The organism is Streptomyces sp. NPDC001796, assembly GCF_042892355.1.
In the GTDB taxonomy this organism is placed as follows: Bacteria; Actinomycetota; Actinomycetes; order Streptomycetales; family Streptomycetaceae; genus Streptomyces.
The window spans coordinates 124463-148656 of the sequence record NZ_JBIAUC010000012.1 but is presented as its reverse complement, the minus strand read 5'-3'; the positions used below and the strand labels follow the sequence as shown (position 1 = coordinate 148656).

Sequence of the window (24194 nt, the reverse complement as noted above, 5' to 3'; positions counted from 1 at the left end):
GAAGCCCGTGCTGAGGATCAACGATCCAGCGGTTCCAGGTCCTCGTCGTCGTCCAGCTCGAGCTCGTCGTCCTCCAGCTCCTCGTCCGGCAGCTCCCCGTCCCGCAGCTCCTCGACGTCCGCCTCCTCGTCGAAGACGGAGCTGACGTCGAAGCGGCAGATCACCCGCTGGGGATCGACCTGCTCGAAGGGCGCCTCCAGCCACTCCCCCGGCTCGGCCGGTTCCTCGGCGGCCACCACCCACAGCGTGGAGTCGCCCTCCTCGAGGCCGAACTCCTTGTGCCGGGAGGCGATCTCGTCCGGTTCGAACTCCCCGAAGAGCACGCCGAGCGCGCCGTGGACGGTGCCGGCCGACGACACCGGCATGGGCTCCTCGTCCGCGGCCTCCACGCGCTCCGCCTGTGCCAGCAGCCGATGGGGCTCCGCCACCGCGTAGTCCCGGCGGATCAGGACGCTCAGCGCGCTCGGTTCCTCGGGGCCCGTGTACGGCGGAAGGGGCTCCTCCGCACCGGGGATCTCAAAGGGGGTGACCTCGTCGTAGCGGTCGTAGAGCAGTTCGTCGTACTCCTCGGCCGCCGCGGCCAGCTCGTTGAACGCCTCGTAGACGGCCGGGTCGTCCTCACCCGTCCTGCGCTCGACCGCGGCAAGGTGGCGGTCGAGTGCGGTCTTGACCGCCTCGGCGGCGGCACGTACCTCGGCAGCGGTGGGCTGCGCAGCATCAGACATAGTGCAGACGCTATCCGTACCGGGCCCCAGCCCGCACAATAGATGCGATGCCGGAATACGAATTTGTCGACGTGTACGTACCTCGCGGGGTCTCCCGCAAGGACGCCACACGCCTGCTGACAGACCATGCCGAGTACGGACACTGGGAGTTGGACCGCCTGAGCCTGCTGCGCGACGGGAGCCGCAAGGTGCGGTTGCGTCGGCGCATCATCCGCCAGGTGCGCGCCACATGGTGAGCGAAGGTGACTGAAACGGATCGGGCCCCGCACGGACGGGGCCCGATCCGTATCGCCCGCCACGGGGGAAGCGGGCGGTGCCGGTGCCGTTACGCGTGCGCCCGCGCCCTGCGGTAGAGCAGCGCGCCACCGAGCAGTGCTCCCGCGCCGACCGGCGCCAGGAGGCCGAGCGGCAGGTCGCTGCCGGTGTGGGCGAGCTGTGCGGTGGCCGCGGGCTGGGTGACGGACTGACCGCCGGGGTGGTTGACGTGCCGGCCGCCGCCGCCCGGCTGCTGCGGGGTGCCGGGGTGACGGGGCGTGCCCGGAGGCGTGGTGGTGCCGCCACCGGGAGGCGTGGTGCTGCCCCCGCCGCCGGGAGGAGTCGTCCCGCCACCACCACCGGGAGGAGTCGTCCCGCCACCGCCACCGGGAGGCGTGGTGCCGCCACCGCCGCCGGGCGGCGTGGTGCCGCCACCACCGCCGGGCGGGTTGGTGGAGTGGCCGCCGCCCGGATTGGCGCAGTCGTTGCCGCCCGCCGGGTTGCCGATCCCGCCCACGTTGACGGAGTTGCCGCAGACGTTCACCGGAACGTCCACCGGCACCTGCACGGTGTTGCCGGAGCCGACGCCGGGCGAGTCGCTGGTGTGCCCGCCGGCCTGGGCGCCGCCCCCACCGCCGGACTGGCCGCCGGTGTTCGCGCACGTGTTGCCGGCCGCCGGATTGAGCAGCCCGATGACGTTCACGGTGTTGCCGCAGACGTTCACCGGGACGTGCACGGGCGCCTGGATCAGGTTGCCCGACAGCACGCCGGGCGAGTTGGTGGCGGAGCCGTTCGCTCCGGCGTCGGCGTGCGCGTATCCGCCGGTGACGGCGAGGACTCCGGTCGCCGCCGCCATGGTCATCAGGCCCTTGCGGGTGACCTGTCGCATTGCTGATTTCCCTGTCTTCGAGCTGATCGTGGACCTTCGGGAACGCGTCCCGCGGTGGGCGCGGACGCGGGGGAACCGGTCGGCCCCGGAGCGCATGGCACGCACTCCGGGGCCGACGGACTCACACCCTCACGGGGTTCGGGCCCCTCATGGGGTGAGGCACCACGTCAGTGGTTGATGCAGGTGTTGCCGAAGGCGGGGTTCAGCAGCCCGATCACCGAGATCGTGTTGCCGCAGACGTTCACCGGGACGTGCACCGGAACCTGGATCACATTGCCCGACACGACACCCGGGGAGTGCGTGGCGGCACCCTGGGCGCCCGAGTCGGCGACAGCCAGACCCGCACCCGCGAGAACCAGACCACCGGTGGCAGCCGCAGCAGCGACGACCTTCTTGATCATTATTCCTCCTTGTTGGCAAAGCGATCCAAGCCTCGGACCGCACCACGTGTAACGAGGAGGGAGTAATGGAGCTACGAGCGTATGGTCGCATTCACCCGTCCCGGCGTTTTCCCGTACACGCTGGCGAATAGCGCCCGGGACCGGCGCGGGCTCAGGACGCGTCGATGAACCGGTCCAGCACCCGCACGCCGAACTGCAGCGCGTCCACCGGCACCCGCTCGTCGACCCCGTGGAACATGCCCGCGAAGTCCAGCTCCGGCGGCAGCTTCAGCGGCGCGAAGCCGAAGCCCCGGATGCCGAGGTCGTCGAAGGACTTGGCGTCCGTGCCGCCGGAGAGCATGTACGGGATCGCCTTCGCGGCCGGGTCCTCCGCCAGCAGCGCCGACTGCATCGCCTCCACCAGCGCACCGTCGAAGCCGGTCTCCACGGCCTTGTCGGCGTGCACGTCCTCGCGCCGCACGTTCGGCCCGAGGATCCGGTCCACGTCGGCGAGGAACTCCTCCTCGAAGCCGGGCAGGAAGCGCCCATCGACGTGCGCGGTGGCCTCGCCGGGGATGACGTTGACCTTGTAACCGGCGTTCAGCTGGGTGGGGTTGGCCGTGTTGCTCAGGGTCGCGCCGATGAGCTTGGCGATGCCGCCGAGCTTGGCGAGGGTGCCCTCCATGTTCTCCGGGTCGAGCTCGGTGCCGAGCGCGTCGCCGAGTTCGTCGAGGAAGGCCCGGGTCGTCTTGGTGACCCGTACCGGGAACTTGTGCCGGCCGAGGCGTGCCACGGCTTCGGAGAGCTCGGTGATCGCGTTGTCCCGGTGGATCATCGACCCGTGGCCCGCGGTGCCGGCCACGGTGAGCTTCATCCAGTGCATGCCCTTCTCGGCCGTCTGGATCAGGTAGAGCCGCCGGTGTTCGTTCACCGTGAACGAGAACCCGCCGACCTCGCTGATGGCCTCGGTGACGCCCTCGAAGAGGTCGCGGTGGTGGTCGACCAGGTACCGGGCGCCGTAGGTGCCGCCCGCCTCCTCGTCGGCGAGGAAGGCGAGGACGATGTCGCGCGGCGGCCTGCGCCCGCTGCGCAGCCGGTCGCGGACGACCGCCAGGGTCATGGCGTCCATGTCCTTCATGTCGACCGCGCCGCGTCCCCACACGCATCCGTCGGCGATCTCGCCGGAGAACGGGTGGTGCGTCCAGTCGTCCGCGTTCGCCGGTACGACGTCGGTGTGGCCGTGGATGAGCAGCGCGGGCCGCGAGGGGTCCTCGCCCTCGATACGGGCCACCGTGGAGGCACGGCCCGGGTGCGACTCGAAGATCTTCGGTTCGAGCCCCACCTCGGCGAGCTTCTCGGCGACGTACTCGGCGGCCCTGCGCTCGCCGGGACCCGAGTGGTCGCCGTAGTTGCTGGTGTCGATCTGGATCAGCTCACGGCAGAGGTCGACGACCTCGTCCTCGCCGGTGACGCTCCTGGCCGTGCCGGTGTCGGTCACGCTGCTTCCTCCCGGTTCCCTGCTGGTGGTCCTCCTCATCCTCCCCCCGACCCCCGTCGCGGCCCAAGGCGGTGTACGGCCCGTCACAGGCCGTTCACGCGGGAACGGGTGTGATCGAACGCCGCCGAAAGCCTGGTAATGTTTCCCTCGTCGCCGCGGGGGAAGCCCGCACGACAGACACCTTGTCCGGGTGGCGGAATGGCAGACGCGCTAGCTTGAGGTGCTAGTGCCCTTTATCGGGCGTGGGGGTTCAAGTCCCCCCTCGGACACTTCACCACCAAGGGTGCCGACCGGTTCCGGTCGGCACCCTTTCGCGTGTGGCCCACCTCCCGGGCGGTTCCTAGACTCGAGGTGTGGCCCGGGCCAACGAAGAGGTCGAGGCGCTCCTGCAGGAGTACGCGGACCTCGTCGCGATCACGGGAGGCGACGCCTTCAAGGTGCGCGCCTACGAGAAGGCCGCGCGTGCCATCGGCGGCCACCCGGCCGACATCTCCCATCTGGACGCCGACGGGCTGCGGGACATCCCGAACGTGGGTCGGTCGATCGCCGAGAAGGTCATCGAGTATCTGCGCACCGGCACCGTCGCTGTGGTCGAGGAGCGCCGGGCGAAGATCCCCGCCGGGGTGCGGGAGCTGATCACGATCCCCACGCTGGGTCCGAAGAAGGCGATGCGGCTGTACGAGGACCTGCACATCTCATCGGTGAGCGAGCTGGCGGCCGCCATCGAGGCGGACGCGCTGGCCGATCTGAAGGGGTTCGGCGAGAAGACGCAGGAGAACATCCTGCACGGGATCCGGCTGATGCAGCAGGCGGGCGGCCGTATCCCGATCCATCTGGCGCTGGACACCGCCGAGGAGATCGTCGCCGAGCTGTCCCAGGTCACCGGCTGCAAGCGCTGCACCTACGCGGGATCGCTGCGGCGGATGAGGGAGACGATCGGCGACATCGACATCCTGGTCGCCGCGAAGCGGTCGGCCCCCTTCATGGAGGCCCTGGAGGCGCTGCCCTCGACCGCCGAGGTGATCGCGCACGGTGAGAAGAAGACGTCGATCCGCACCTCCAAGGGCGTGCAGGTGGACCTGCGGGTGCTGCCGCCCGACTCGTGGGGCGCCGGACTGCAGTACTTCACCGGCTCCAAGGCGCACAACATCCGGACCCGCACCATCGCCGTGCGCCAGGGTCTGAAGCTGTCCGAGTACGGCCTGTTCGACACGGGCAGCGGGGAGTCGGTCGCCTCCCGCAGCGAGGAGGAGGTGTACGCCCGGCTGGGCCTGCCGTGGATTCCGCCGACGCTGCGGGAGGACCGGGGGGAGATCCAGGCGGCCGTGCGCGGGGAACTGCCCGAGGTGGTGACGGAGCGGGACGTGCGCGGTGATCTGCACACGCACACGAACCTCACCGACGGGCTGGCCTCCCTGGAGGCGATGGTGGAGGCGGCGGCCGAGCGCGGCTACGCGTACTACGCGGTCACCGACCACGCGCCGAACCTGTACATGCAGCGCATGACGGACGAGAAGATCCTCGCCCAGCGGGAGGAGCTGCGGGCCCTGGACGGCGCGCACCACGGAATGCGGCTGCTGCACGGCACCGAGCTCAACATCAGCGCCGAGGGGGAGGTGGACTGGCCCGACGCGTTCCTGGCCGGCTTCGACCTGTGCGTGGCCTCGCTGCACTCCCACTTCGACCTGGACCGCAGGGCGATGACGCGGCGGCTGGTGCGGGCCTGTGAGAATCCGCACGTCAACATCATCGGCCATCCGACCACGCGCCTGATCGGCAAGCGGCCGGGGGTGGACGCCGACTGGGACGAGGTCTTCGCGGCCTGCGCCCGCACCGGCACCGCGCTGGAGATCAACGCCCAGCCGGACCGGCTCGACCTGTGCGACGAGGACATCCTGCGAGCCCGGCAGCACGGCGTGAAGTTCGCCGTGAACACCGACGCGCACTCCGTGCTGCACCTCGCCCACCTGCGCTACGGCGTCGGTACCGCGCAGCGCGGCTGGCTCACGGCGGACGACGTGATCAACACCTGGCCGCTGCGGCGGCTGCGCCGGTTCCTGGCCAAGGACCGGTCGGGGTGAGATGGCGCGCGTTTGCCGTAGGGCGGACCGGAGACCCGACAGTGGTCGCCGCAACTCGTGGGACGCGATATGTGAGGGGGTGCCCCGATGACTGAGAACAGCATGGGTGACGAGGTCTACCAGCCCCAGCAGGACGAGGACGTCGTGGAGGACATGAGCCCGCTGGAGTCCCCGGACAGCCTGGAGAACCGGGTCGTGGAGCCCATGGAGGAGGGCTACTCTCCGCCGGAGAAGCCTCTCGCGGTGAACGACGTGGGCACCACCGCGGCAGAGCAGCGCGACGGGGAGTCGCTGGACGAGCGGCTGGCCCGGGAGGTGCCCGAGGACACGGCCGTGGTGGGCGACGGGATCGGGGACCTGCCCGGCGGTGCGGCTGAGCCGAGGGACGACGAGGTCGGCGGCCCGGACGCCGGGCGGCTGGTCGCGCCGGACGAGGGCGCGCACGAGGACGCCGACGCGGAGGCCGTCGCGAACGACGTCGGCTTCGACAGCGGCGCACGCACCGCCGAGGAGGCCGCGGTGCACGTCGTGCCGGAGAACGGGGAGGAAGAGCTGTAGGTCAGCGCAGGGCGCGGAGCGTGAGCGTGCCGTCTGGTTCGCGGTCGATGCGGGTGCCGAACTCCCGGCTGACTCCGTCCAGGGCGGTGCGCAGCCAGGAGGTGTCCTCGTCCGAGGCGTGCTCCAGTCGCATTCTGCATGTCTGGAGGGTGACGATGCGGGCGCCGGTCGTCCGGCCGGTGTCCGGGTCGACCGTCACCAGGTACAGCAGGCGCAGGTCGTCTCGGTAGCGCTCGTAGCCGCCGATGCCCTCGTAGTCGTCGACGAGGTCCCCGCAGCCGTACAGGACGAGCCTGCCCCGGTAGGTCTCCAGCGGGCGCGGGTGGTGCGAGGAGTGCCCGTGGACGATGTCCACGCCCGCGTCGACGAGCGCGTGGGCGAAGCGGATCTCGGCGCGGGAGACGTCGTAGCCCCAGTTGGGGCCCCAGTGGACCGAGGCGACGACGATGTCTCCGGGGTGCTTGAGCTGCCGCAGCCGGGCGGCGAACCCGGCGGCCACGGCGACGGTCGGGCCCGTGACGAAGTCGACGCCGGACCGGTCCTCGGTGGCGGCCCAGTCCTCCGGGATCCCGCTGGAGGGCATGCCGAAGGAGAACACCAGCACACGTCCGCCACCGTCGAGGGGGACGATCGCGGGCCGCCCGGCCGCGGTCGCGTCCCGGCCCGCCCCGGCCGTGCGCAGCCCCGCTGCCGCCAGGGAGTCGAGGGTCTCCTCGAGGCCGCGCCGGCCGAAGTCGAGGACGTGGTTGTTGGCGAGGGCGCAGACGTCCGGGCGGAGGGCGGCCAGGCAGGGCAGGTTGGCGGGGCTCATCCGGTAGTGGACGCCCTTGCCGGGCGCGAACTCCCCGTCGCCGGTGACGGCGGTCTCGAGATTGACCACCCGCACGTCGGGTGCGGCGTCCTGCAGGACCGCCAGCGCCTCGCCCCAGGGCCAGGAGTAGTCGACCGGCTGGGGAATGGGCCCGTTGGCGGCCTCGGCCAGCCCGACGTAGGCCCGGGCGTCGTGGATGTAGGTCTCGCGCAGCGCCGGATCGCCGGGGTGCGGGAGGATCTGGTCGACGCCCCGGCCGAGCATGACGTCCCCGCACAGGAACAGGTTCACCGCGCCCGTGTGCACTCTCCCACGCTAAGGCGGTATCGGGCGCGGCGCGAAGGGTCGCGGTCCCGCGTGGTCCCGGTCATACGTGCGCGGGGGCCATGTGGTCGGTGAACCAGTCGCGGGCCAGGTCGGTGACCGCCTCAAGGGCGCCCGGTTCCTCGAACAGGTGGGTGGCGCCGGGGACGACCGCGAGGTGGTTCTCGCAGCGCATCCGGGCCTGGGCCTGCCGGTTGAGGTCGAGGACGAGCGGGTCGGCGCCGCCGACGACGAGGAGCGTGGGTGCCGTCACCTCGGGCAGGCGCGGTCCGGCGAGGTCGGGCCTGCCGCCGCGGGAGACGACGGCGGCGATGTGCGTCCCCGGTTCGGCGGCCGCCCACAGCGCGGCGGCGGCGCCGGTGCTGGCGCCGAAGTAGCCGACGGCGAGTTCCCCCGTCTCCGGCCGGGTGCGCAGCCAGCCGGTGGTGTCGGAGAGCCGCCGGGCCAGCAGCTCGGTGTCGAAGACGTTGGCCCGGTCGCGCTCCTCCTCCTCGGTGAGCAGGTCGAACAGCAGCGTGCCGAGCCCGGCCCGGTTCAGGCCCTCGGCCACGAAGCGGTTGCGCGGGCTGTGCCGGCTGCTGCCGCTGCCGTGGGCGAAGACGACGATCCCGGTCGGGTCATCGGGCACGGTCAGCCGTCCGCCGAGGCGTACGTCACCGGCGGCGACCTCCACCTCGCGGTCCACGGTGCCCGTGCGCCCCGCGGTCCGTTGCAGGCAGGCGGCCACTTCGGCGTCGTCGACCTGGGCGAAGTCGGCGTAGAACTGGCCGACCGCGAAGAAGATCTGCGGGGTGTCCAGGCAGACCAGTTCGTCCGCCTCGTCGGCGAGCCGATCGGTCCAGTCGTATGGCGCGACGGGCACCGCCAGCACGATCCTTGCCGCCCCCCGGGCGCGGGCGATCCGGCAGGCGGCGCGCGCGGTGGAGCCGGTGGCCACCCCGTCGTCGACGACCACCACGGTCCGCCCCTGGACGGGGACCGGTGAGTGCCCGCCCCGGTAGCGCCGGGCCCTGAGTTCCAGCACCTCGCGCTCGCGCTCCTCGACCTGCGCCAGTTCCTCCGGGGTGACGCGGGCGTCCCGTACCACCGCGTCGTTGATCACGCGTACGCCGTCCTCGCCGATCGCCCCCATCCCCAGCTCCGGCTGGAAGGGCACGCCCAGTTTGCGGACCAGGCACACGTCCAGCGGCGCCCCGAGCGCATCGGCGACCTCGGCGGCGACGGGCACGCCTCCTCTGGGCAGCCCCAGCACCACGAGGTCCCGGCCCCTGAGGTGCCTGAGGCGGGCGCCCAACTGCCGTCCGGCTTCGAGACGATCGGTGAAGACCACGATGCAGCCTCCTCACTCCCGGGGGGACCAGAGCGGTGTGGGCGGGGGCTCCTCGGGCCCCCCTGCCGCCGTGATGTCACCGACGGCGGCGGCGACCAGCCGGTGGCCCAGGGCGATCAGGGCCCGTCCGGCGGCGAGTTCGTCGCCGATCTCTGGCACCGCCGTGTCGTACGGGCTGCGGTGGGCCTCCGCGTGGCTTTCGAGCACGTTCTCGCCGGTGTCCAGGACGGCCCGGGCCGTGGTCGCCGGGTCGTGTTCGGACAGGTACAGGTGCAGCGTCCACTCCTTGGCGGACACAGGGCGGCTGTCGGCGGCTCGGGTCATCGTCCGTCCCTCCTCACGCGGGTGCGAGGCAAGAGGACTGAAAGGGGTGCGGCCCCCTTCCACTGTGACTCCGATGGGCGCGTGCCGCACAGTCCCCCGCGGGGCGCGTTGCCGGGCCCGGCAGAATGGCGGTCATGACCACGCGTTCCTGCCCGTGCGGGCTGCCCGAGGCCTACGAGAACTGCTGCGGCCGCTTCCACACGGGGGCCGCCGCCGCGCCGACCGCCGAGGCGCTCATGCGGTCCCGGTACAGCGCCTTCGTTCGGCGGGACGCGGGGTATCTGCTGCGCACGTGGCATCCGCGCACCCGCCCGGCGCGGCTCGACCTCGACCCGCGAATGCGGTGGACGGGGCTGGAGATCCTGGGGACGACGGAGGGTTCGGCGTTCCACTCCACGGGGACCGTGACCTTCCGCGCCTCCTACCGGGGTGGCTCGCTGCACGAGCGCAGCCGGTTCGAGCGGGTCGACGGAGCGTGGGTGTACGTCGACGGGGAGTTCCTCGACCGGGACTGACGGCTCGTGACGGCTCCCGGCGCCGTCACGGCGCGAGGATGTCCAGTTCGTGCAGCGCGCCCACGGTGATCTCGCGGGTGAGCTGCTCGGCGCGGGCCGCGTCGCCCTCCCGTACCGCCTCCGCGACCTGGACGTGCAGGGTGACCGCGGCCGGGTCGGGGTCCTCGAACATCACGTCGTGGTGGGTGCGGCCCGAGAGGACCTCGGCGACCACGTCGCCGAGGCGCGCGAACATCTCGTTGCCGGACGCCTCGAGGATCACCCGGTGGAAGGCCATGTCGTGGACCAGGTAGCCCTCCAGTCTGTGCCCACGTGAGTTGGCCACCATCCCGAGGGCGCATTCGGTGAGTTCGGCGCACTGCTCGGCGGTGGCGTGACGCGCGGCGAGGCCGGCCGCGACCGGTTCGATCGCCGAGCGCAGCACGGTCAGCGAGCGCAGCTGGCGGGGGCGGTCGGCGCCGGCCAGCCGCCACCGGATGACCTGGGGGTCGTAGACGTTCCACTGGGAGGAGGGCAGGACCGTCACGCCCACCCGGCGGCGCGACTCCACCAGGTGCATGGACTCCAGGACGCGCACCGCCTCGCGCATCACGGACCGGGACACCTCGAAGTGCTGGGCGAGTTCGTCGGTGCGCAGGACGCTGCCCGGCGGGTACTCGCCCGCGGTGATCGCGGGGCCGAGGGTGTCCAGTACATGGCCGTGCAGCCCCCGGCCCGGTGTGCTCATGGACTCAGCGTACGAGGAAGGTCACGAGAAGAAAAAGTCAGACTTATATGTCACAGGGTCTTGAATTCGTCGTACCTAATCGGTTTCAGTGACGTCGACACCAGATGTCGACGAAGACAGCGAGGCAGCGATGAGCACCCCCCACGTCGTCGTGGTCATGGGCGTCGCAGGCACCGGCAAGACCACCATCGGTCCCCTGCTTGCGGCCCGGCTCGGCGTTCCGTACGCCGAGGGCGACGACTTCCACCCCCCGGCCAACATCGCCAAGATGTCGGCCGGGATCCCGCTCGACGACGCGGACCGGTGGCCGTGGCTGGACGCCATCGGCGGCTGGGCGCACGAGCGGGCGGGGCTGGGCGGGGTGGTCAGCAGCTCGGCGCTGAAGCGGGCGTACCGCGATCGGCTGCGGGCCGCGGCTCCCGGCATCGTCTTCGTGCATCTGACGGGCGACCGGGGGCTGATCGAGGAACGGATGGCGCACCGCCAGGGGCATTTCATGCCCACGGCGCTGCTGGACTCCCAGTTCGCCACGCTCCAGCCGTTGGAGCCTGACGAGCCAGGGGTCGCGGTGGACGTCTCGGGCAGCCCCGAGGAGATCACCGCCCGCGCCGTGAGCGCTCTGCGCGACCTCGAGCGGTCCTCCGCGCGGTCCTCGCAGTAACTCCCCCCACCCTCGGCGACGGCCCTCTCCCCAGGGGCCGCCGGGGGTCGTCCTCACCCGAAACCGAGAGTTCCTCTCCTCACTCCTAGGGAACACCCGTGACCAGACTCAGCGTCGAGATGCTGGCAGCGGACCCCGTCGAGCCGATCACGTCGGCGGGCCACGCTCAACTGGGCATCGCGGCGGTGGCGGGCATCGCCGTCATCGTGCTGCTCATCACCAAGTTCAAGCTCCACGCCTTCCTGGCCCTGACCATCGGCTCGCTCGCGCTGGGCGCGTTCGCCGGGGCGCCGCTCGACAAGGCGATCACCAGTTTCACCACCGGGCTCGGCTCGACCGTGGCCGGTGTGGGCGTCCTGATCGCGCTCGGCGCGATCCTCGGCAAGCTGCTCGCCGACTCCGGCGGCGCGGACCAGATCGTCGACACGATCCTCGCCAAGGCCAAGGGCCGTGCGATGCCGTGGGCGATGGTGCTGATCGCCTCGGTGATCGGGCTGCCGCTGTTCTTCGAGGTCGGCATCGTGCTGCTGATCCCGGTCGTACTGATGGTCGCCAAGCGCGGCAACTACTCGCTGATGCGGATCGGCATCCCGGCGCTCGCGGGCCTGTCCGTGATGCACGGTCTGGTCCCGCCGCACCCCGGTCCGCTGGTCGCGATCGACGCGGTCAAGGCGAACCTCGGTGTGACGCTGGCACTCGGCGTGCTGGTCGCCGTGCCGACGGTGATCATCGCGGGCCCGCTGTTCTCGAGGGTCGCGGCCCGCTGGGTGGACGCCCCGGTCCCCGACCGCATGATCCCCCCGCGCGCCTCCGAAGAGCTGGAGAGGCGCCCCGGGTTCGGCCCCACGCTGGCCACCGTGCTGCTGCCGGTCGTGCTGATGCTGGCGAAGGCGCTGGTGGACATCGTCGTCGACGACCCGGCCAAGATGGTGCAGCGGGTCTTCGACGTGATCGGCTCGCCGCTGATCGCACTGCTCGCGGCCGTGATCGTGGGCATCTTCACGCTGGGCCGCCCGGCCGGCTTCAGCAAGGAGCGGATCTCCCGGCTCGTCGAGAAGGGCCTCGCACCCATCGCAGGCATCCTGCTGATCGTGGGCGCGGGCGGCGGCTTCAAGCAGACGCTGATCGACTGCGGCGTGGGCCAGATGGTCCTCGACATATCGAAGGACTGGTCGATCCCCGCGCTGCTGCTGGCCTGGCTGATCGCGGTGGCGATCCGGCTCGCGACCGGTTCGGCGACCGTGGCGACCGTCTCGGCCGCCGGTCTGGTCGCGCCGCTCGCAGCCGACATGTCGACCACGCACGCGGCCCTGCTGGTGCTGGCCATCGGCGCCGGCTCGCTCTTCCTCAGCCATGTCAACGACGCCGGTTTCTGGCTGGTGAAGGAGTACTTCGGGCTCAGTGTCGGCCAGAACCTGAAGACCTGGTCGGTCATGGAGTGCATCATCTCCGTGGTCGCCGGCGGACTGGTCCTCCTGCTCTCCCTCATCATCTAGGAGTGGTACGGCGATGACGGCTCACCCCCTCTTCGACATCGGCGGCCGTACGGCGCTGGTGACCGGCTCCAGCCGGGGCATCGGCCTCGCGCTCGCCCGCGGGCTGGCGCAGGCCGGCTGCACGGTGGTCCTCAACGGGCGCGACACCGACCGGCTCACGAAGGCGGCGGCGGAACTGCCGGGCGACGTGCACACGGCCGTGTTCGACGTGACCGACGGCGCCTCGGTCGCCGCCGGGATCGCGGACGTCGAGGAGCGGGTGGGCCCGCTCGACATCCTGGTCAACAACGCCGGCATGCAGCTGCGCGCGCCTCTGCTCGAGTTCACCGACGCCGACTGGCACCGGATCCTGGACACCAACCTGACCAGCGCGTTCCTGGTCGGCCGTGAGGCGGCCCGGCACATGACCGAGCGCGGCCACGGCAAGATCATCAACATCTGCTCGCTGCAGAGCGAGGTGGTCCGCCCGGGGATCGCGCCGTACGCGGCGACCAAGGGCGCGCTGAAGATGCTCACCAAGGGCATGTGCGCGGACTGGGGTCCGCACGGTGTGCAGGTCAACGGGCTCGGTCCCGGCTACATCGAGACGGAGCTGACCCGGCCGCTCGTGGCGGACGAGGAGTTCAGCGCCTGGGTGCGCGGGCGCACTCCGGCCGGGCGCTGGGGGCGTACGGAGGACCTGGTGGGCGGGGTGCTGTTCCTCGCCTCCCCCGCGGCGGACTTCGTCAGCGGACAGGTGCTGTACGTCGACGGCGGAATGACCAGCGTGCTGTGAAGGGGGCCCTCGAGATGTCCACGATGCCGGGTTGCGTCATCCACGGCCGGGGAGACCTGCGGGTCGACGAACTGCCGGTCCCGGAGCCGGGACCCGGGCAGGCGCTGGTCGCCGTCCGCTACGGCGGGGTGTGCGGCTCGGATCTGCACTACTGGCGGCACGGCGGGGTCGGGGACTTCCGGCTCAGGGAGCCGATGGTGCTCGGTCACGAGGTGGTCGGGACGGTGATCGACTACGGTGACGGTGCGTCAGGTCCCGCCGTCGGTACGGCCGTCGCGGTGCACCCGGCCACTGTGTGCGGTGTGTGTCCGGAGTGCGCGGGCGGGCGGCGGAACGTGTGCCGGGACACCCGCTACCTGGGCAGCGCGGCCCGTTTCCCGCACGTGCAGGGCGGCTTCGCGGCGCGGACGGCCGTTCCGGCCGAGCAGCTGAGGCCGCTCCCGGCCGGTCTGGAGCTGCGCCGGGCGGCGCTCGCCGAGCCGTTGTCGGTGGCGCTGCACGCGGTGCGCCGGGCCGGTGATGTGGCCGGCCGGCACGTCCTGGTGACCGGTGCGGGCCCGATCGGCTGCCTGGTGGTGGCGGCCGCGAAGGCGGCGAGCGCGGCACGGGTCACGGTCACGGACCTGCTGCCTCGGGCGCTGGAGTTCGCCGCGGCGGCAGGCGCCGACACCCTCGTACGGGCGGACGACCCGGACGACGCGGGGTGGCCCGCCGAGGTGGACGTGGCGGTGGAGGCGTCGGGGGTCGCCGCCGGGCTCGACACCTGTCTGCGGCTGGTCCGCCGGGGCGGTGTCGTGGTCCAGCTGGGCATGCTGCCCCCGGGTCGGAGTCCTTTCCCGGGCAACCTGCTGGTGAGCCGGGAGATCGACCTGCGCGGCGCGTTCCGCTTCGACACGGAGTTCGACGACGCGCTCGGCCTGCTCGCCTCGGAACCGGCGTTCGACGCGCTGATCAGCGAGGTGGTCCCGGTGCGGGAGGCGGAGTCGGCGTTCGCCCTGGCGGCGGACCGGAGCCGGTCGTGCAAGGTGCTGCTGGACTTCGGCCGGGGTGGCTGACCGGGGCGGCCCGCCGGTGAGTCGTGGGCGTCGCGGGCGGCGGTCAGGCCGTCGACCGCCGCCCTGATCCGCGCCCGTTCCTTCGCCGTTCTTCCTACGGGCGCCACAGCGGGTGTTCCCGCTCCGCCCAGTCGCGGCCGACCAGGCCCGTGCGCAGGCCCCGGCGGCACTCCGGGTCGCCGAGGGCCATGCCGATGTGGCCGGCCAGGACCACACCGATCGTCAGGGCGAGCCAGTCATGGACGAACGTCGCCGAGGTGCGCCACATCAGCGGCGTCAGGTGCGTGAACCACATCAGCAGTCCGGTGCCGAGCATGACGAGCGTGGCGCCCGCGATCCAGGCCGCGTACGTCTTCTGCCCCGCGTTGAACTTGCCCGCGGGCCGGGACTCGCGGCGGCGGTCGCGCCGCAGGGCCGCGCGCAGCCAGACCCGGTCGTGCGGCCCCCAGCGGTTGAGGTGACCGAGGTCGGCGCGGAAGGCGCGGGAGGCGAGGCCGAGCAGGACCGGGACCGGCAGCAGCACGCCCGCCACCTCGTGGACCCTGACCACCAGTTCGCGGCGCCCCACCAGTTCCGCGAACGCGGGGATGTAGAGACAGGCCGCCGTCACCACGCACACGCCCATCAGGACGGCGGTCACGCGGTGGACCCAGCGTTCGGCGCGTGTGAAGCGGCGAACGCGGGCCGGGGCGGAGACGGGGGGCTGCGGGGCGTCAACTCGTGGGGGCATCGTCGCGTCCGTTCGACCGGCCGACCCAGGCGTCGACGTCGTATCCGCGCTCCTCCCAGTACCCGGGGCGCACGGCCCGGGTGACGGTGATGCCGGAGAGCCATTTCGCGGACTTGTAGAAGTACATGGGGGCGACATAGAGCCGGACCGGGCCGCCGTGGTCGTGGGTCACCGGCTTGTCCTGCATCTTCAGGGCGACCAGGACGTCGTCGCGGCGCGCCTGGTCCAGGGTGAGGCTCTCGGTGTACGCCCCGTCGAAGCAGGTGAAGCGGACGGCGCCGGCGGAGGACTGCACGCCCGCGGCGTCCAGCAGCGCGGACAGCCGCACGCCTTCGAACGGCGTCTTCGGCACCCGCCAGCCCGTGACGCACTGGACGTCGTGCACGAGCCGGGTCTGGGGCAGGGCGCGCAGGTCGGCAAGGGTGTACGTCTTCGGGTGGTCGACCAGGCCGTTCACGGTGAGCCGGTAGCTCGTCTCGCCGAGGTGCGGGACGGACGCGGTCACCGAGTAGTAGCGGAAGCCGCCGCCGTTGGGCAGCAGTCCGGTCAGGCCCGTCGGGTCCTTGCCGGCGACACCGCCGAGAAAGGACTCCAGGCCGCGCTGGAGGGTGGGCGCCGCGATCACGCCGAGCGCGCCGAGTCCCAGGGTGCCCAGCAGCACCCGGCGGCCGATCGGCGTACCGGTCGCCGGGGCCTCCGGTGCGTCCGGCTCTTGCGGTCGTTCAGGGTTCACACAACGATTCGAGCACCCGGCACCCCCTCGATGCCAGGGGAACCGGGTGCCCGTCAGGATTCCGTCACACTTCTCACCGGCTTCTCAGGAAGCCGGACCAGCGAGGTGGATCAGCGGCGGGCGCCGGTCATGCCGTCGACTCCGCCGCCTTCTCCAGCTGGAACGCCTCGTTGCCCAGGCCGATGCGGGCGTGCGCCTGGGGCCTGCGGGAGCGCAGCAGCAGACCCTGCACCAGGCCGAGCAGCAGAGCGACGCCGATGATCGCGGGGAGCAGCCATCCGAGGTCCGAGTCCGGGCCCGTGCCGACCAGGACGTCGAAGTCCTTGACCGTGTAGGCGGCGATCACCAGCAGGGCGAGTCCTGCCACCGCGGAGGAGGCCAGCCGCCACGCCTGGGCGCGGGCGGAGCCACGCCGGGCGAAGAAGACGATCACGGCGGCGGAGGCGGCCACCATCAGCACGGTGACGCCGAGCGCTCCTACGCTGCCGAACCAGGTGAACAGGTGCAGCACGGGCGCGGTCGGGTCGCCGTTCGGCCTGTCGTCGGCCACCGCGAACGCGATCACGATCACCGCGGACACCGCGCTCTGCAGCAGCGAGCCCGTGCCGGGGGCCCCGCTCGCGCCGGTCGTCCGCCCGAAGGCGGCCGGCAGCAGTCCCTCGCGGCCCATGGCGAACGCGTATCGGGCGACCACGTTGTGGAAGCTGAGGAGCGCCGCGAACATGCCGGTCACGAAGAGCACGTGCAGCACGTCCGTGAAGGTGTGCCCGAGGAGGGACTCGGTCAGCCAGAACAGCAGCCCGGCGCTCTGCTTCTGCGCGGCCGGGACGATCTGGGAGGGCCCGGCGGCGACCGTCAGCGCCCATGAGCCAACCGCGAAGAAGACGGCGACGAAACCGATCGCGAGGAACATCACCCGGGGCACCAGGACATGCGGGCGGCTGGTCTCCTCGGCGTAGACGGGTGCCTGTTCGAAGCCGGTGAAGGCGGCGAGGCAGAAGCACAGCGCGGTGCCGACGCCCGCCCCCGTCAGGGTGTCCGGGTTGAAGGCGTGCAGGGACAGCCCCTCCTTGGAGGGATCGGCGACGGCCGCCACGTCGAAGATGACGACGAGCGCGACCTCGACCAGCAGCAGCACTCCGAGCACGCGCGCGTTGACGTCGATCTTCAGCCAGCCGAGCGTGCCGACGACGAGGACGGCGGCCAGTGCCGGGATCCACCAGGCCACCTGGACGTCCAGATAGGTGGCGAAGAGTCCGGAGACCTCGAAGCCGAAGATGCCGTAGATCCCGAACTGCAGCGCGCTGTAGGCGACGAGGGCCACCGCCGCCGCGGCCGCCCCCGCCGTGCCGCCGAGCCCCCGGGAGATGTAGGCGTAGAACGCGCCCGCGTTGTGGACGTGGCGGCTCATCTCCGCGTATCCGAGGGAGAACAGGGCGAGCACGACGCCCAGGACGACGAACAGCAGCGGCTGGCCGACGATGCCCATCACTCCGAATGTGGTGGGCATGACACCTGCGACGACCATGAGGGGGGCGGTCGCCGCCAGCACGGACAGCAGCAGGCCCGTCGTGCCGAGCCGGTCGGCGCGCAGGGCGCGTTCCTGCCCCTTGAAGGTGGGGATGGCGCCGCCGTCGGCGGCGGCCGGTCTGCTCGTGCTCGAACTGCCGGTCGTCATCGCGCGGTTGTCCTTTCGGATGCCTTGGACGGGACTGGATTGTCGGGACTTTTCGGGACTTCAGGGGCTTTCGGGGCCGTCGGTGTCGTCACACCGTGCCCAACGCCGTGTCGCGCGCCGTACGGAACGCCGTGTACGGGTCGCGGTCGGGGTACGACCACGGCGCCGGGGTCGCGTACGACCCGATGCGGTGGAACAGGGCGGCGGCCTCGGCACCCCGGCCCTCGCAGTACTTGGCGTGGGCCAGGAAGTTGAGGTCGACATGGCGGCGCGGGTGGTCGTCGTGCTCCCACTCCAGCCACCAGTCGAACGCCGCCTTCATCACCTGGCGGGCACGCCGCCCCACCCAGTGCCCGGAGGCGACGGGATCGGGCGGCTCACTGCCCGTGGCGGCCAGCACGCGGTAGCGCTCGGCGTGCGCGACGACCGGGAGGATGGCGAGCGGCGAGTCGGCGGGTGCCTGTTCGGCGGCCCAGTTGGCGAAGTCGTAGACCTCGTGCAAAGGGTCCTGGCCGGCGTCGGCGCGACGCTCGGCGAGCCGGGCGACCACCAGGTGGTGCGCGTGATGGTGGTCCGGGTAGCGGGCGCGCACCTCGTCGAAGAGGCGGACCACGTCCTCCTCGGTGCCGAGCGACCGCTCCAGGATCAGCAGGCCGAGCCACGGCGTGGGGTCCTCCGGGGCGAGCGCGGCGGCGGCCCGGCAGGCCTCGCGGGCCGCGTCCGGGCTCTCCTTGCCGTTGAGCGCGCGGTGGACGACGGCGTGGGCCACGAGGACCGCGGCGCAGGGCGACTCCGGTTCGGCGAGCTGCCAGTCGCGCGCCCAGGCGAGCGCCGTGGGCTCCTGGGCGAGGACGGTGACGCGGTGCCCGCGGCGGTCCCAGTCGTCCCGGGTCGCGGCGAGCAGGGCGCGCACGGTCGCCCACCGTCCGCGGGCGAGCGAGGCCCGGGCAGCGATGAGTTCGGTGTCGTCGAGCGCGGCGTCGAAGAGCCGGTCCGCGCGCTTGCGGGCACGGCCGAACGCCGGTGGGGGTGGGGGTGGGGGTGGCACCGCGGTGATTCCTTACCGAACGCGGCTCGTCAGAGTGCGGTCACGCACAGCAAACCCTCCGCCTGCGGTGTGCGTCAAGGGCCTACCGCCGTGCATACACGTGTCAACCGCGCTGTGCGGCACGGGTGTTGAACACCGGCTGCTGCATGGATGTGGGGCGTGGCGGTCGTCGTGGCGCCGCCGCCTCCGCCCCGCGGGCGCTCAGCCGACCGCCTTCGCCGCCGCCCGTCCGGCGGTGCGGCCCGAGAACAGGCATCCGCCGAGGAACGTGCCCTCCAGGGAGCGGTAGCCGTGCACGCCGCCGCCGCCGAAGCCCGCCGCCTCGCCGGCCGCGTACACGCCCGGCAGCGGGTCGCCGCCCTCGGTCAGCACCCGGGAGGACAGGTCGGTCTCCAGGCCGCCGAGCGTCTTGCGGGTGAGGATGTTGAGGCGTACCGCGATCAGCGGGCCCGCCTTGGGGTCCAGGATGCGGTGCGGGGCCGCCGTACGGATCAGCCGGTCGCCGAGGAAGCGGCGGGCCCCGCGTATCGCGGTCACCTGGAGGTCCTTGGTGAAGGGGTTGAGGATCTCCCGGTCGCGCGCGACGATCTCGCGGCGCAGTTCGGCCTCGTCGATGAGCGGTTCCTTGGTGAGCGCGTTCATGCCGCGCACCAGCGCGCCGAGGTCCTTCTCCACGACGAAGTCCACCCCGTGGTCCATGAACGCCTTGACCGGGCCCGGCACGTCCGCACGGGCCCGCACGATCACGTCCCGGACGGACTTGCCGGTGAGGTCGGGGTTCTGCTCGGAGCCGGAGAGCGCGAACTCCTTGCCGATGATCTTCTGGTCGAGCACGAACCAGGTGTGGTCGTACCCGGTCCTCATGATGTGCTCGAGCGTGCCGAGGGTGTCGAAGCCGGGGAAGAGCGGGACGGGCAGGCGTCGGCCGCGGGCGTCCAGCCAGAGGGAGGACGGGCCGGGCAGGATGCGGATGCCGTGGTTGTCCCAGATGGGGTTCCAGTTGTGCAGGCCCTCGGTGTAGTGCCACATCCGGTCACGGTTGATCAGACGGGCGCCCGCCTCCTCGGCGATGCCGAGCATCCTGCCGTCGACGTGGGCGGGCACGCCGGAGACCATGCGCTCGGGCGGGTTGCCGAGACGCTTCGGCCAGTTGGCGCGGACCAGGTCGTGGTTGCCGCCGATACCGCCCGAGGTGACGATCACCGCCTGGGCCCGCAGCTCGAAGGCGCCGGTGACCGTGCGGCTGCTGGCCTTGCCCCGCGGCGCGTCCGAGGGCTGAAGGATCTCGCCGGTGACGGTGTCGACGGTGCCCGCGCTGCGCGCGAGGCCGGTGACGCGGTGACGGAACCTCAGCTCGACGAGGCCACGCGCGACACCGGCCCGCACCCGCCGCACGAAGGGGGCGATCACACCGGGCCCGGTTCCCCAGGTGATGTGGAAGCGGGGGACGGAGTTGCCGTGCCCGGTGGCGTCGTAGCCGCCGCGTTCGGCCCAGCCGACGACCGGGAAGAAACGCACGCCCTGCCCGTGCAGCCAGGCCCGCTTCTCGCCCGCCGCGAAGTCGACGTACGCCTCGGCCCACTTGCGCGGCCAGTGGTCCTCGGGGCGGTCGAAGGCGGCCGTGCCCATCCAGTCCTGGAGGGCGAGCGCATGACTGTCGCGGATCCTGAGGCGGCGCTGTTCCGGCGAGTCCACGAGGAAGAGGCCGCCGAAGGACCAGAACGCCTGGCCGCCCATCGACTGTTCGGGTTCCTGGTCGAGCAGGATGACCTTCCGGCCGGCGTCCACCAGTTCGGCGGTCGCGGTGAGCCCGGCGAGGCCTGCCCCGATCACGATGACATCAGCGTCGTAGGCCATGCGCCCGTCCACTCACGGTGACGACCGGTCCGTCTCCTTGTTACTGACGGGTCAGATCCTTCGGCAGAAGAGTGACGGCGTCAACCGCATGTTTCCGGGTACTCGCCGCTGTCGGCAAACTCACGTCGTCCGCCGCGCGGACGCGTGCGCCGTCGTGCGGCAGCGGGCTCTCACCTGGGGCGAAAAGGAGCCCCTGGCAGGGCTGTTGAGGTCCTCCCGGTGCCGGGCGGGGGTGCGGTACACCCGGCGTGTCGTACGAGCGGGAGCGTGCCGAGAAGTTGTCAAGCACGGGCAGGTCACAGCCGCGAGCGCTAGAGTCAGCGTGATACGCATCCCGTGACCCCGCTGAATCATTGAGGTACACAGCGTGTCGGTACTGGTTCTGGCTCTCGCCGTGAGCGCGGCCTTCTGTCTGGGCACCGGGTTCGTCCTGCAGCAGAACGCCGCCCAGCAGGCACCGCTCAGCGACTTCCTCTCCCCCCGGCTGCTGCTGGACCTGATGAGGGTGCCGCGCTGGCTCGGCGGCATCGGCCTGATGGTGGCGGGCATGATCCTCAGCGCGGTCGCGCTGTCCCAGGGCGAGATCTCGCTGGTCGAGCCGCTGGTCGCCACGAACCTGCTGTTCGCGCTCGCCCTCTCCCGCCGGCAGACGAGGCAGCCGCTGGGCCGTCAGGGCTGGACCGGCCTGGTGCTGCTGGCCGGCGGTGTCACGGCGTTCATCGTGGCGGGCCGGCCCAGAGCGGGCGACGCGGTCACCGATCCGGTACGGCACTGGGTGATCATCGGGGCGATGGTCGGCGCGGCACTGGTGCTGACGACGTATGCGAAGAAGTCCCGGATGATCATCGGACCGTCGCTGCTGGCACTGGCGGCCGGCCTGCTGTACGGCGTGCAGGACGCGCTCACCCGGGTCAGCGGGCAGCGTCTGACCACCGGCGGGTGGGCGGAGTTCATCACGGGCTGGCAGCCGTACGCGGTGCTCGCGCTGGGGGTCACCGGACTGGTGCTGGTGCAGAGCGCGTTCGAGACGGCGCCGCTGCGGATGTCCCTGCCGGCCCTGACCGCGGCCCAGCCGCTGGCCGGGATCGCATGCGGGGTGGGCTTCCTCGGTGACCGTCTGCGCACCGACACGGGAGCGCTCGCCTGGGAGGCGTCCGGCCTCGCGGCGATCGTGCTGGGCATCGTGCTGCTCGGGTTGCACCCGGCGATGCCTCGGGGGCTCGGGGAAGTGGAACAGGAGAAGGATCTGCAGCCCCGGTGAGGGCTCGGTGCCGGCCCCCGGCGGGGACGGTCGGCCCCTTGCGGCGGGCCGAAGGGCGAAACCTCGGCGACCGGCGGACGGGAGCGCCTGGTTGGATGGCCGTATGAGTGCCGCTGACGAGCTTCTTGACATCGTGGACGAGGACGACCGGGTCGTCGGGCAGTCGCCGCGCGGCGAGGCCTACGCGCAGGGGCTGCGGCACCGCTGCGTGTTCGTGCTGGCGCGCGATGGCGACGGGCGGGTCTTCGTGCACCGCCGCACCCCGACCAAACTCGTGTTCCCCTCCCTCTACGACATGTTCGTCGGCGGCGTCGTCGGCGCGGGAGAGACCTACGACGACGCCGCACTGCGCGAGGCGGAGGAGGAACTCGGCGTCAGCGGGCTCCCCCGGCCCGAGCCGCTGTTCAAGTTCCTGTACGACGACGGCACCGGCCGGAGCTGGTGGTCCTCGGTCTACCAGGTCATCTGCGAGCTGCCGGTGAACCCCCAGGCGGAGGAGGTCGCCTGGCACGCCTTCCTGCCCGAGGAGGAGGTGGAACGGCGGCTGCCGCAGTGGGAGTGGGTCCCGGACGGGCTCGCCGCGTACCGGCGGCTCAAGGAGTACCGCCGGTCCACAGACTGAGCGCGGCACGGCGCCCCCGGTAGGGTCCTGCCCGTGATCGAATTCGTACGGAACGTCCGGCTGTGGTTCGCGCCCCAGGAGGTCCGTGAGGAAGGCCGTACGCCCGACTACCGCTTCTCCCTGGCCAACGAGCGCACCTTCCTGGCCTGGTTGCGCACCGCGCTGGCGCTGATCGGCGGCGGCTTCGCCGTGGACCAGTTCCTGCCCGGCCTGCGCTGGGGCTGGCGTGCGGGGCTCGCCCTCGCGCTGCTCGGCTCCGGGGTGCTGTGCTCGCTGCGGGCCATCAACCACTGGGTGCGCTGCGAGCGGGCGATGCGGCGGGGCGAGGACCTTCCCGCCTCCCGCTTCCCGGCGGTGCTCAGCCTCGCCATCGCCGTGGTGGCCGTCGCCATGGTCGTGATCGTCGTCGTCGGCTGGGCCGGATGAGCGCCCCGGCCGGTCACCGCGACCCGGGGCTCCAGCCGGAACGCACCCGGCTCGCATGGCGCCGTACCACCCTGTCCTGCACCGTGGCCGCCGTCCTGGCCGCGAAGACGGCACTGCACGGCAGGACGACGAGCGGCTTCGTCGCCGTCGCGCTGTGCTGCCTGCTCTGGCTCGGTTTCCTTTCCCTGGCCGGACGCCGCATCCACGCCCTGGCGACCGCCGAGCCCGGCCACCCCCCGCGGCTCACGCCCCGCCACGCCGCGGCCGCGACCCTGTGCACGGCCGCGCTCGCGGTGTGCGCGGCGGCCCTGGTGTTCTGATGGCACTGACCGAGGCCGGTGAGAGGTACCCCCGACAAGGGAGTCTCGTTGTCGACTGGCAGGCTGTCCCGTACCGGTTGGCAACACAACAGGGGGTTCCATGGCCGCGGCTGAGCCGTACACGGTCGCACTCGCCGACGACGTACACGCCTACGTCCAGCCGGACGGCGGCTGGTGCCTGAACAACGCCGGGTTCGTGAGCGACGGGACGGCCACCCTGCTGGTGGACACCACCGCGACCGAGCGCCGCACCCGTGCCCTTGGCGCGGCGATCGCGGCGACGGGCGCCCCCGCGCCGCGGGTCGTGGTCAACACCCATCATCACGGCGACCACACCTACGGCAACGCCTTCTTCGCGCCGGCCGCGATGATCGTCTCGCACGCCGACTGCCGCCGGGAAGCACTCGCCGCCGGGCACAACCTGCCGTTGATCTGGCCCACGATCGACTACGGGGACGTCCGGATACAGGGTGCCGACCTGACGTACCGGGACCACACGACGGTGCACGCGGGCGCGGTGGACGCCGAGGTGATCCACCCCGGCGTCGGGCACACCGTCGGCGACTCGGTGGTCTGGCTGCCGCACCGGCGCGTGCTGTTCACCGGCGACCTGGTCTTCGAGGGCGGGACGCCGTTCTTCCTGATGGGCTCGCTCAGCGGCTCCCTGCGCGCGCTGGAACGGCTGCGTGCGCTCGGCGCCGAGACGGTGGTGCCCGGGCACGGGCCGGTGACCGACCCGTCGGCGTTCGACCGTACGGAGCGCTATCTGCGGTTCGTCGCCGAGGTCGCGCAGAAGCACCACGCGGCGGGCCGTACGCCGCTCGAGGCGGCGCGGTCCACGGATCTCGGGGAGTTCGCCGAGTGGCGGGAGAGCGAGCGACTGGTGGCCAACCTGCACCGCGCCTACGCCGAGCTGGACGGCCTGGCCGAGGGGGCGCCTCTCGATCCGCTGCCGGCCTTCCGGGACATGGCGGTCATGAACGGCGGGGAGATGATGGCCAGCCACGCGTGAGGGCCGCGGCCGGCCGCGGCGGCGCCCCGCCTTCGTGACACCCGCCACCGCCGGCGCCACGATGGCACCGTGGCGCCGATCACGTTCGCCCCGCACACTGGAC

General features: G+C 72.0%; 26 protein-coding genes and 1 tRNA gene. 14 read left to right on the top strand and 13 right to left on the bottom strand.

The features are described 5' to 3' along the window. Positions 1 to 17: 17 nt before the first annotated feature. Complete coding sequence (locus ACFYZE_RS23995) at positions 18 to 725, bottom strand: hypothetical protein (protein ID WP_388997606.1); 708 nt, start codon at positions 723 to 725, stop codon at positions 18 to 20. 47 nt (positions 726 to 772) lie between these two features. On the opposite strand from ACFYZE_RS23995, the gene ACFYZE_RS23990 reads away from it, so the two are divergent. Next, positions 773 to 961 (top strand): DUF5703 family protein, encoded by a 189-nt coding sequence (locus tag ACFYZE_RS23990; RefSeq protein WP_030053310.1) that lies wholly within the window; start codon positions 773 to 775, stop codon positions 959 to 961. A gap of 89 nt (positions 962 to 1050) precedes the next feature. On the opposite strand, the gene ACFYZE_RS23985 is transcribed toward ACFYZE_RS23990, so the two are convergent. The 3 genes from ACFYZE_RS23985 to ACFYZE_RS23975 all read right to left on the bottom strand — a co-directional run bounded on the left by ACFYZE_RS23985 (position 1051) and on the right by ACFYZE_RS23975 (position 3747). Then, positions 1051 to 1869, bottom strand: a complete 819-nt coding sequence (locus ACFYZE_RS23985; protein WP_388997603.1) for a chaplin — start codon at positions 1867 to 1869, stop codon at positions 1051 to 1053. A gap of 167 nt (positions 1870 to 2036) precedes the next feature. Continuing rightward, positions 2037 to 2270: a chaplin ChpH gene (chpH, locus tag ACFYZE_RS23980; RefSeq protein WP_103839114.1), complete on the bottom strand. Its 234-nt coding sequence runs from the start codon at positions 2268 to 2270 to the stop codon at positions 2037 to 2039. A gap of 151 nt (positions 2271 to 2421) precedes the next feature. Further along, on the bottom strand, positions 2422 to 3747 hold the full coding sequence (locus ACFYZE_RS23975; RefSeq protein WP_388997599.1) for a M20/M25/M40 family metallo-hydrolase: 1326 nt from the start codon (positions 3745 to 3747) through the stop codon (positions 2422 to 2424). 184 nt (positions 3748 to 3931) lie between these two features. Here ACFYZE_RS23975 and ACFYZE_RS23970 point away from each other — a divergent pair. The 3 genes from ACFYZE_RS23970 to ACFYZE_RS23960 all read left to right on the top strand — a co-directional run bounded on the left by ACFYZE_RS23970 (position 3932) and on the right by ACFYZE_RS23960 (position 6386). Continuing rightward, positions 3932 to 4016, top strand: a tRNA-Leu gene (locus ACFYZE_RS23970). Positions 4017 to 4100: 84 nt separating this feature from the next. Then, positions 4101 to 5828, top strand: a complete 1728-nt coding sequence (gene polX / locus ACFYZE_RS23965; protein ID WP_388997596.1) for a DNA polymerase/3'-5' exonuclease PolX — start codon at positions 4101 to 4103, stop codon at positions 5826 to 5828. Positions 5829 to 5915: 87 nt separating this feature from the next. Next, the gene (locus ACFYZE_RS23960) at positions 5916 to 6386 is read left to right on the top strand and encodes a DUF5709 domain-containing protein (RefSeq protein WP_388997592.1); all 471 of its coding nucleotides are present in this window, start codon (positions 5916 to 5918) and stop codon (positions 6384 to 6386) included. A gap of 1 nt (position 6387) precedes the next feature. On the opposite strand, the gene ACFYZE_RS23955 is transcribed toward ACFYZE_RS23960, so the two are convergent. From ACFYZE_RS23955 to ACFYZE_RS23945, 3 genes are all read right to left on the bottom strand, one after another. Then, entirely contained in the window at positions 6388 to 7503 is a 1116-nt protein-coding gene (locus tag ACFYZE_RS23955) for a CapA family protein (RefSeq protein WP_388997590.1), read from the bottom strand. Between the two features lie 61 nt (positions 7504 to 7564). Next, a complete protein-coding gene (locus ACFYZE_RS23950; protein ID WP_388997588.1) occupies positions 7565 to 8851 on the bottom strand; it encodes a phosphoribosyltransferase family protein in 1287 nt (428 codons plus the stop codon). Positions 8852 to 8863: 12 nt separating this feature from the next. After that, positions 8864 to 9175 carry a dsRBD fold-containing protein gene (locus ACFYZE_RS23945; RefSeq protein ID WP_388997585.1) on the bottom strand — a complete coding sequence of 104 codons (312 nt, stop codon included), beginning with the start codon at positions 9173 to 9175 and terminating at the stop codon, positions 8864 to 8866. 134 nt (positions 9176 to 9309) lie between these two features. On the opposite strand from ACFYZE_RS23945, the gene ACFYZE_RS23940 reads away from it, so the two are divergent. Continuing rightward, complete coding sequence (locus tag ACFYZE_RS23940; RefSeq protein ID WP_388997582.1) at positions 9310 to 9690, top strand: YchJ family protein; 381 nt, start codon at positions 9310 to 9312, stop codon at positions 9688 to 9690. A gap of 25 nt (positions 9691 to 9715) precedes the next feature. Here ACFYZE_RS23940 and ACFYZE_RS23935 read toward each other — a convergent pair whose 3' ends face one another. Continuing rightward, the gene (locus ACFYZE_RS23935; RefSeq protein WP_388997579.1) at positions 9716 to 10417 is read right to left on the bottom strand and encodes a FadR/GntR family transcriptional regulator; all 702 of its coding nucleotides are present in this window, start codon (positions 10415 to 10417) and stop codon (positions 9716 to 9718) included. 130 nt (positions 10418 to 10547) lie between these two features. On the opposite strand from ACFYZE_RS23935, the gene ACFYZE_RS23930 reads away from it, so the two are divergent. The 4 genes from ACFYZE_RS23930 to ACFYZE_RS23915 all read left to right on the top strand — a co-directional run bounded on the left by ACFYZE_RS23930 (position 10548) and on the right by ACFYZE_RS23915 (position 14404). Then, complete coding sequence (locus ACFYZE_RS23930; protein ID WP_388997576.1) at positions 10548 to 11078, top strand: gluconokinase; 531 nt, start codon at positions 10548 to 10550, stop codon at positions 11076 to 11078. A 98-nt stretch (positions 11079 to 11176) separates the two neighbouring features. Beyond that, positions 11177 to 12574: a GntP family permease gene (locus ACFYZE_RS23925; RefSeq protein ID WP_388997573.1), complete on the top strand. Its 1398-nt coding sequence runs from the start codon at positions 11177 to 11179 to the stop codon at positions 12572 to 12574. A 13-nt stretch (positions 12575 to 12587) separates the two neighbouring features. After that, positions 12588 to 13349, top strand: coding sequence for an SDR family oxidoreductase (locus tag ACFYZE_RS23920; protein WP_388997570.1), 762 nt, complete (start codon positions 12588 to 12590; stop codon positions 13347 to 13349). Between the two features lie 23 nt (positions 13350 to 13372). Beyond that, on the top strand, positions 13373 to 14404 hold the full coding sequence (locus ACFYZE_RS23915; protein ID WP_388997751.1) for an L-idonate 5-dehydrogenase: 1032 nt from the start codon (positions 13373 to 13375) through the stop codon (positions 14402 to 14404). 94 nt (positions 14405 to 14498) lie between these two features. On the opposite strand, the gene ACFYZE_RS23910 is transcribed toward ACFYZE_RS23915, so the two are convergent. The 5 genes from ACFYZE_RS23910 to ACFYZE_RS23890 form a co-directional block, all read right to left on the bottom strand. Then, positions 14499 to 15134, bottom strand: a complete 636-nt coding sequence (locus ACFYZE_RS23910) for a cytochrome b/b6 domain-containing protein (RefSeq protein ID WP_388997567.1) — start codon at positions 15132 to 15134, stop codon at positions 14499 to 14501. Continuing rightward, complete coding sequence (locus ACFYZE_RS23905; RefSeq protein ID WP_388997564.1) at positions 15118 to 15867, bottom strand: molybdopterin-dependent oxidoreductase; 750 nt, start codon at positions 15865 to 15867, stop codon at positions 15118 to 15120. The genes ACFYZE_RS23910 and ACFYZE_RS23905 overlap by 17 nt, the downstream gene beginning before the upstream one ends. A 127-nt stretch (positions 15868 to 15994) precedes the next feature. Continuing rightward, complete coding sequence (locus ACFYZE_RS23900; protein ID WP_388997561.1) at positions 15995 to 17545, bottom strand: APC family permease; 1551 nt, start codon at positions 17543 to 17545, stop codon at positions 15995 to 15997. A gap of 88 nt (positions 17546 to 17633) precedes the next feature. Beyond that, positions 17634 to 18593: a hypothetical protein gene (locus ACFYZE_RS23895; RefSeq protein WP_388997558.1), complete on the bottom strand. Its 960-nt coding sequence runs from the start codon at positions 18591 to 18593 to the stop codon at positions 17634 to 17636. Between the two features lie 201 nt (positions 18594 to 18794). Beyond that, entirely contained in the window at positions 18795 to 20450 is a 1656-nt protein-coding gene (locus ACFYZE_RS23890) for an FAD-binding dehydrogenase (RefSeq protein ID WP_388997555.1), read from the bottom strand. Positions 20451 to 20817: 367 nt separating this feature from the next. Here ACFYZE_RS23890 and ACFYZE_RS23885 point away from each other — a divergent pair, with 367 nt between their 5' ends. From ACFYZE_RS23885 to ACFYZE_RS23865, 5 genes are all read left to right on the top strand, one after another. After that, complete coding sequence (locus ACFYZE_RS23885) at positions 20818 to 21711, top strand: DMT family transporter (protein ID WP_388997553.1); 894 nt, start codon at positions 20818 to 20820, stop codon at positions 21709 to 21711. 103 nt (positions 21712 to 21814) lie between these two features. Beyond that, the gene (locus tag ACFYZE_RS23880) at positions 21815 to 22333 is read left to right on the top strand and encodes an NUDIX hydrolase (RefSeq protein WP_388997550.1); all 519 of its coding nucleotides are present in this window, start codon (positions 21815 to 21817) and stop codon (positions 22331 to 22333) included. A 33-nt stretch (positions 22334 to 22366) separates the two neighbouring features. Further along, the gene (locus ACFYZE_RS23875; RefSeq protein ID WP_388997547.1) at positions 22367 to 22759 is read left to right on the top strand and encodes a YidH family protein; all 393 of its coding nucleotides are present in this window, start codon (positions 22367 to 22369) and stop codon (positions 22757 to 22759) included. Further along, a complete protein-coding gene (locus ACFYZE_RS23870) occupies positions 22756 to 23079 on the top strand; it encodes a DUF202 domain-containing protein (protein WP_388997544.1) in 324 nt (107 codons plus the stop codon). Before ACFYZE_RS23875 ends, ACFYZE_RS23870 begins: the two co-directional genes overlap by 4 nt. A 100-nt stretch (positions 23080 to 23179) precedes the next feature. Continuing rightward, positions 23180 to 24091, top strand: a complete 912-nt coding sequence (locus ACFYZE_RS23865) for an MBL fold metallo-hydrolase (protein WP_388997541.1) — start codon at positions 23180 to 23182, stop codon at positions 24089 to 24091. The last annotated feature ends 103 nt before the right edge of the window (positions 24092 to 24194 follow it).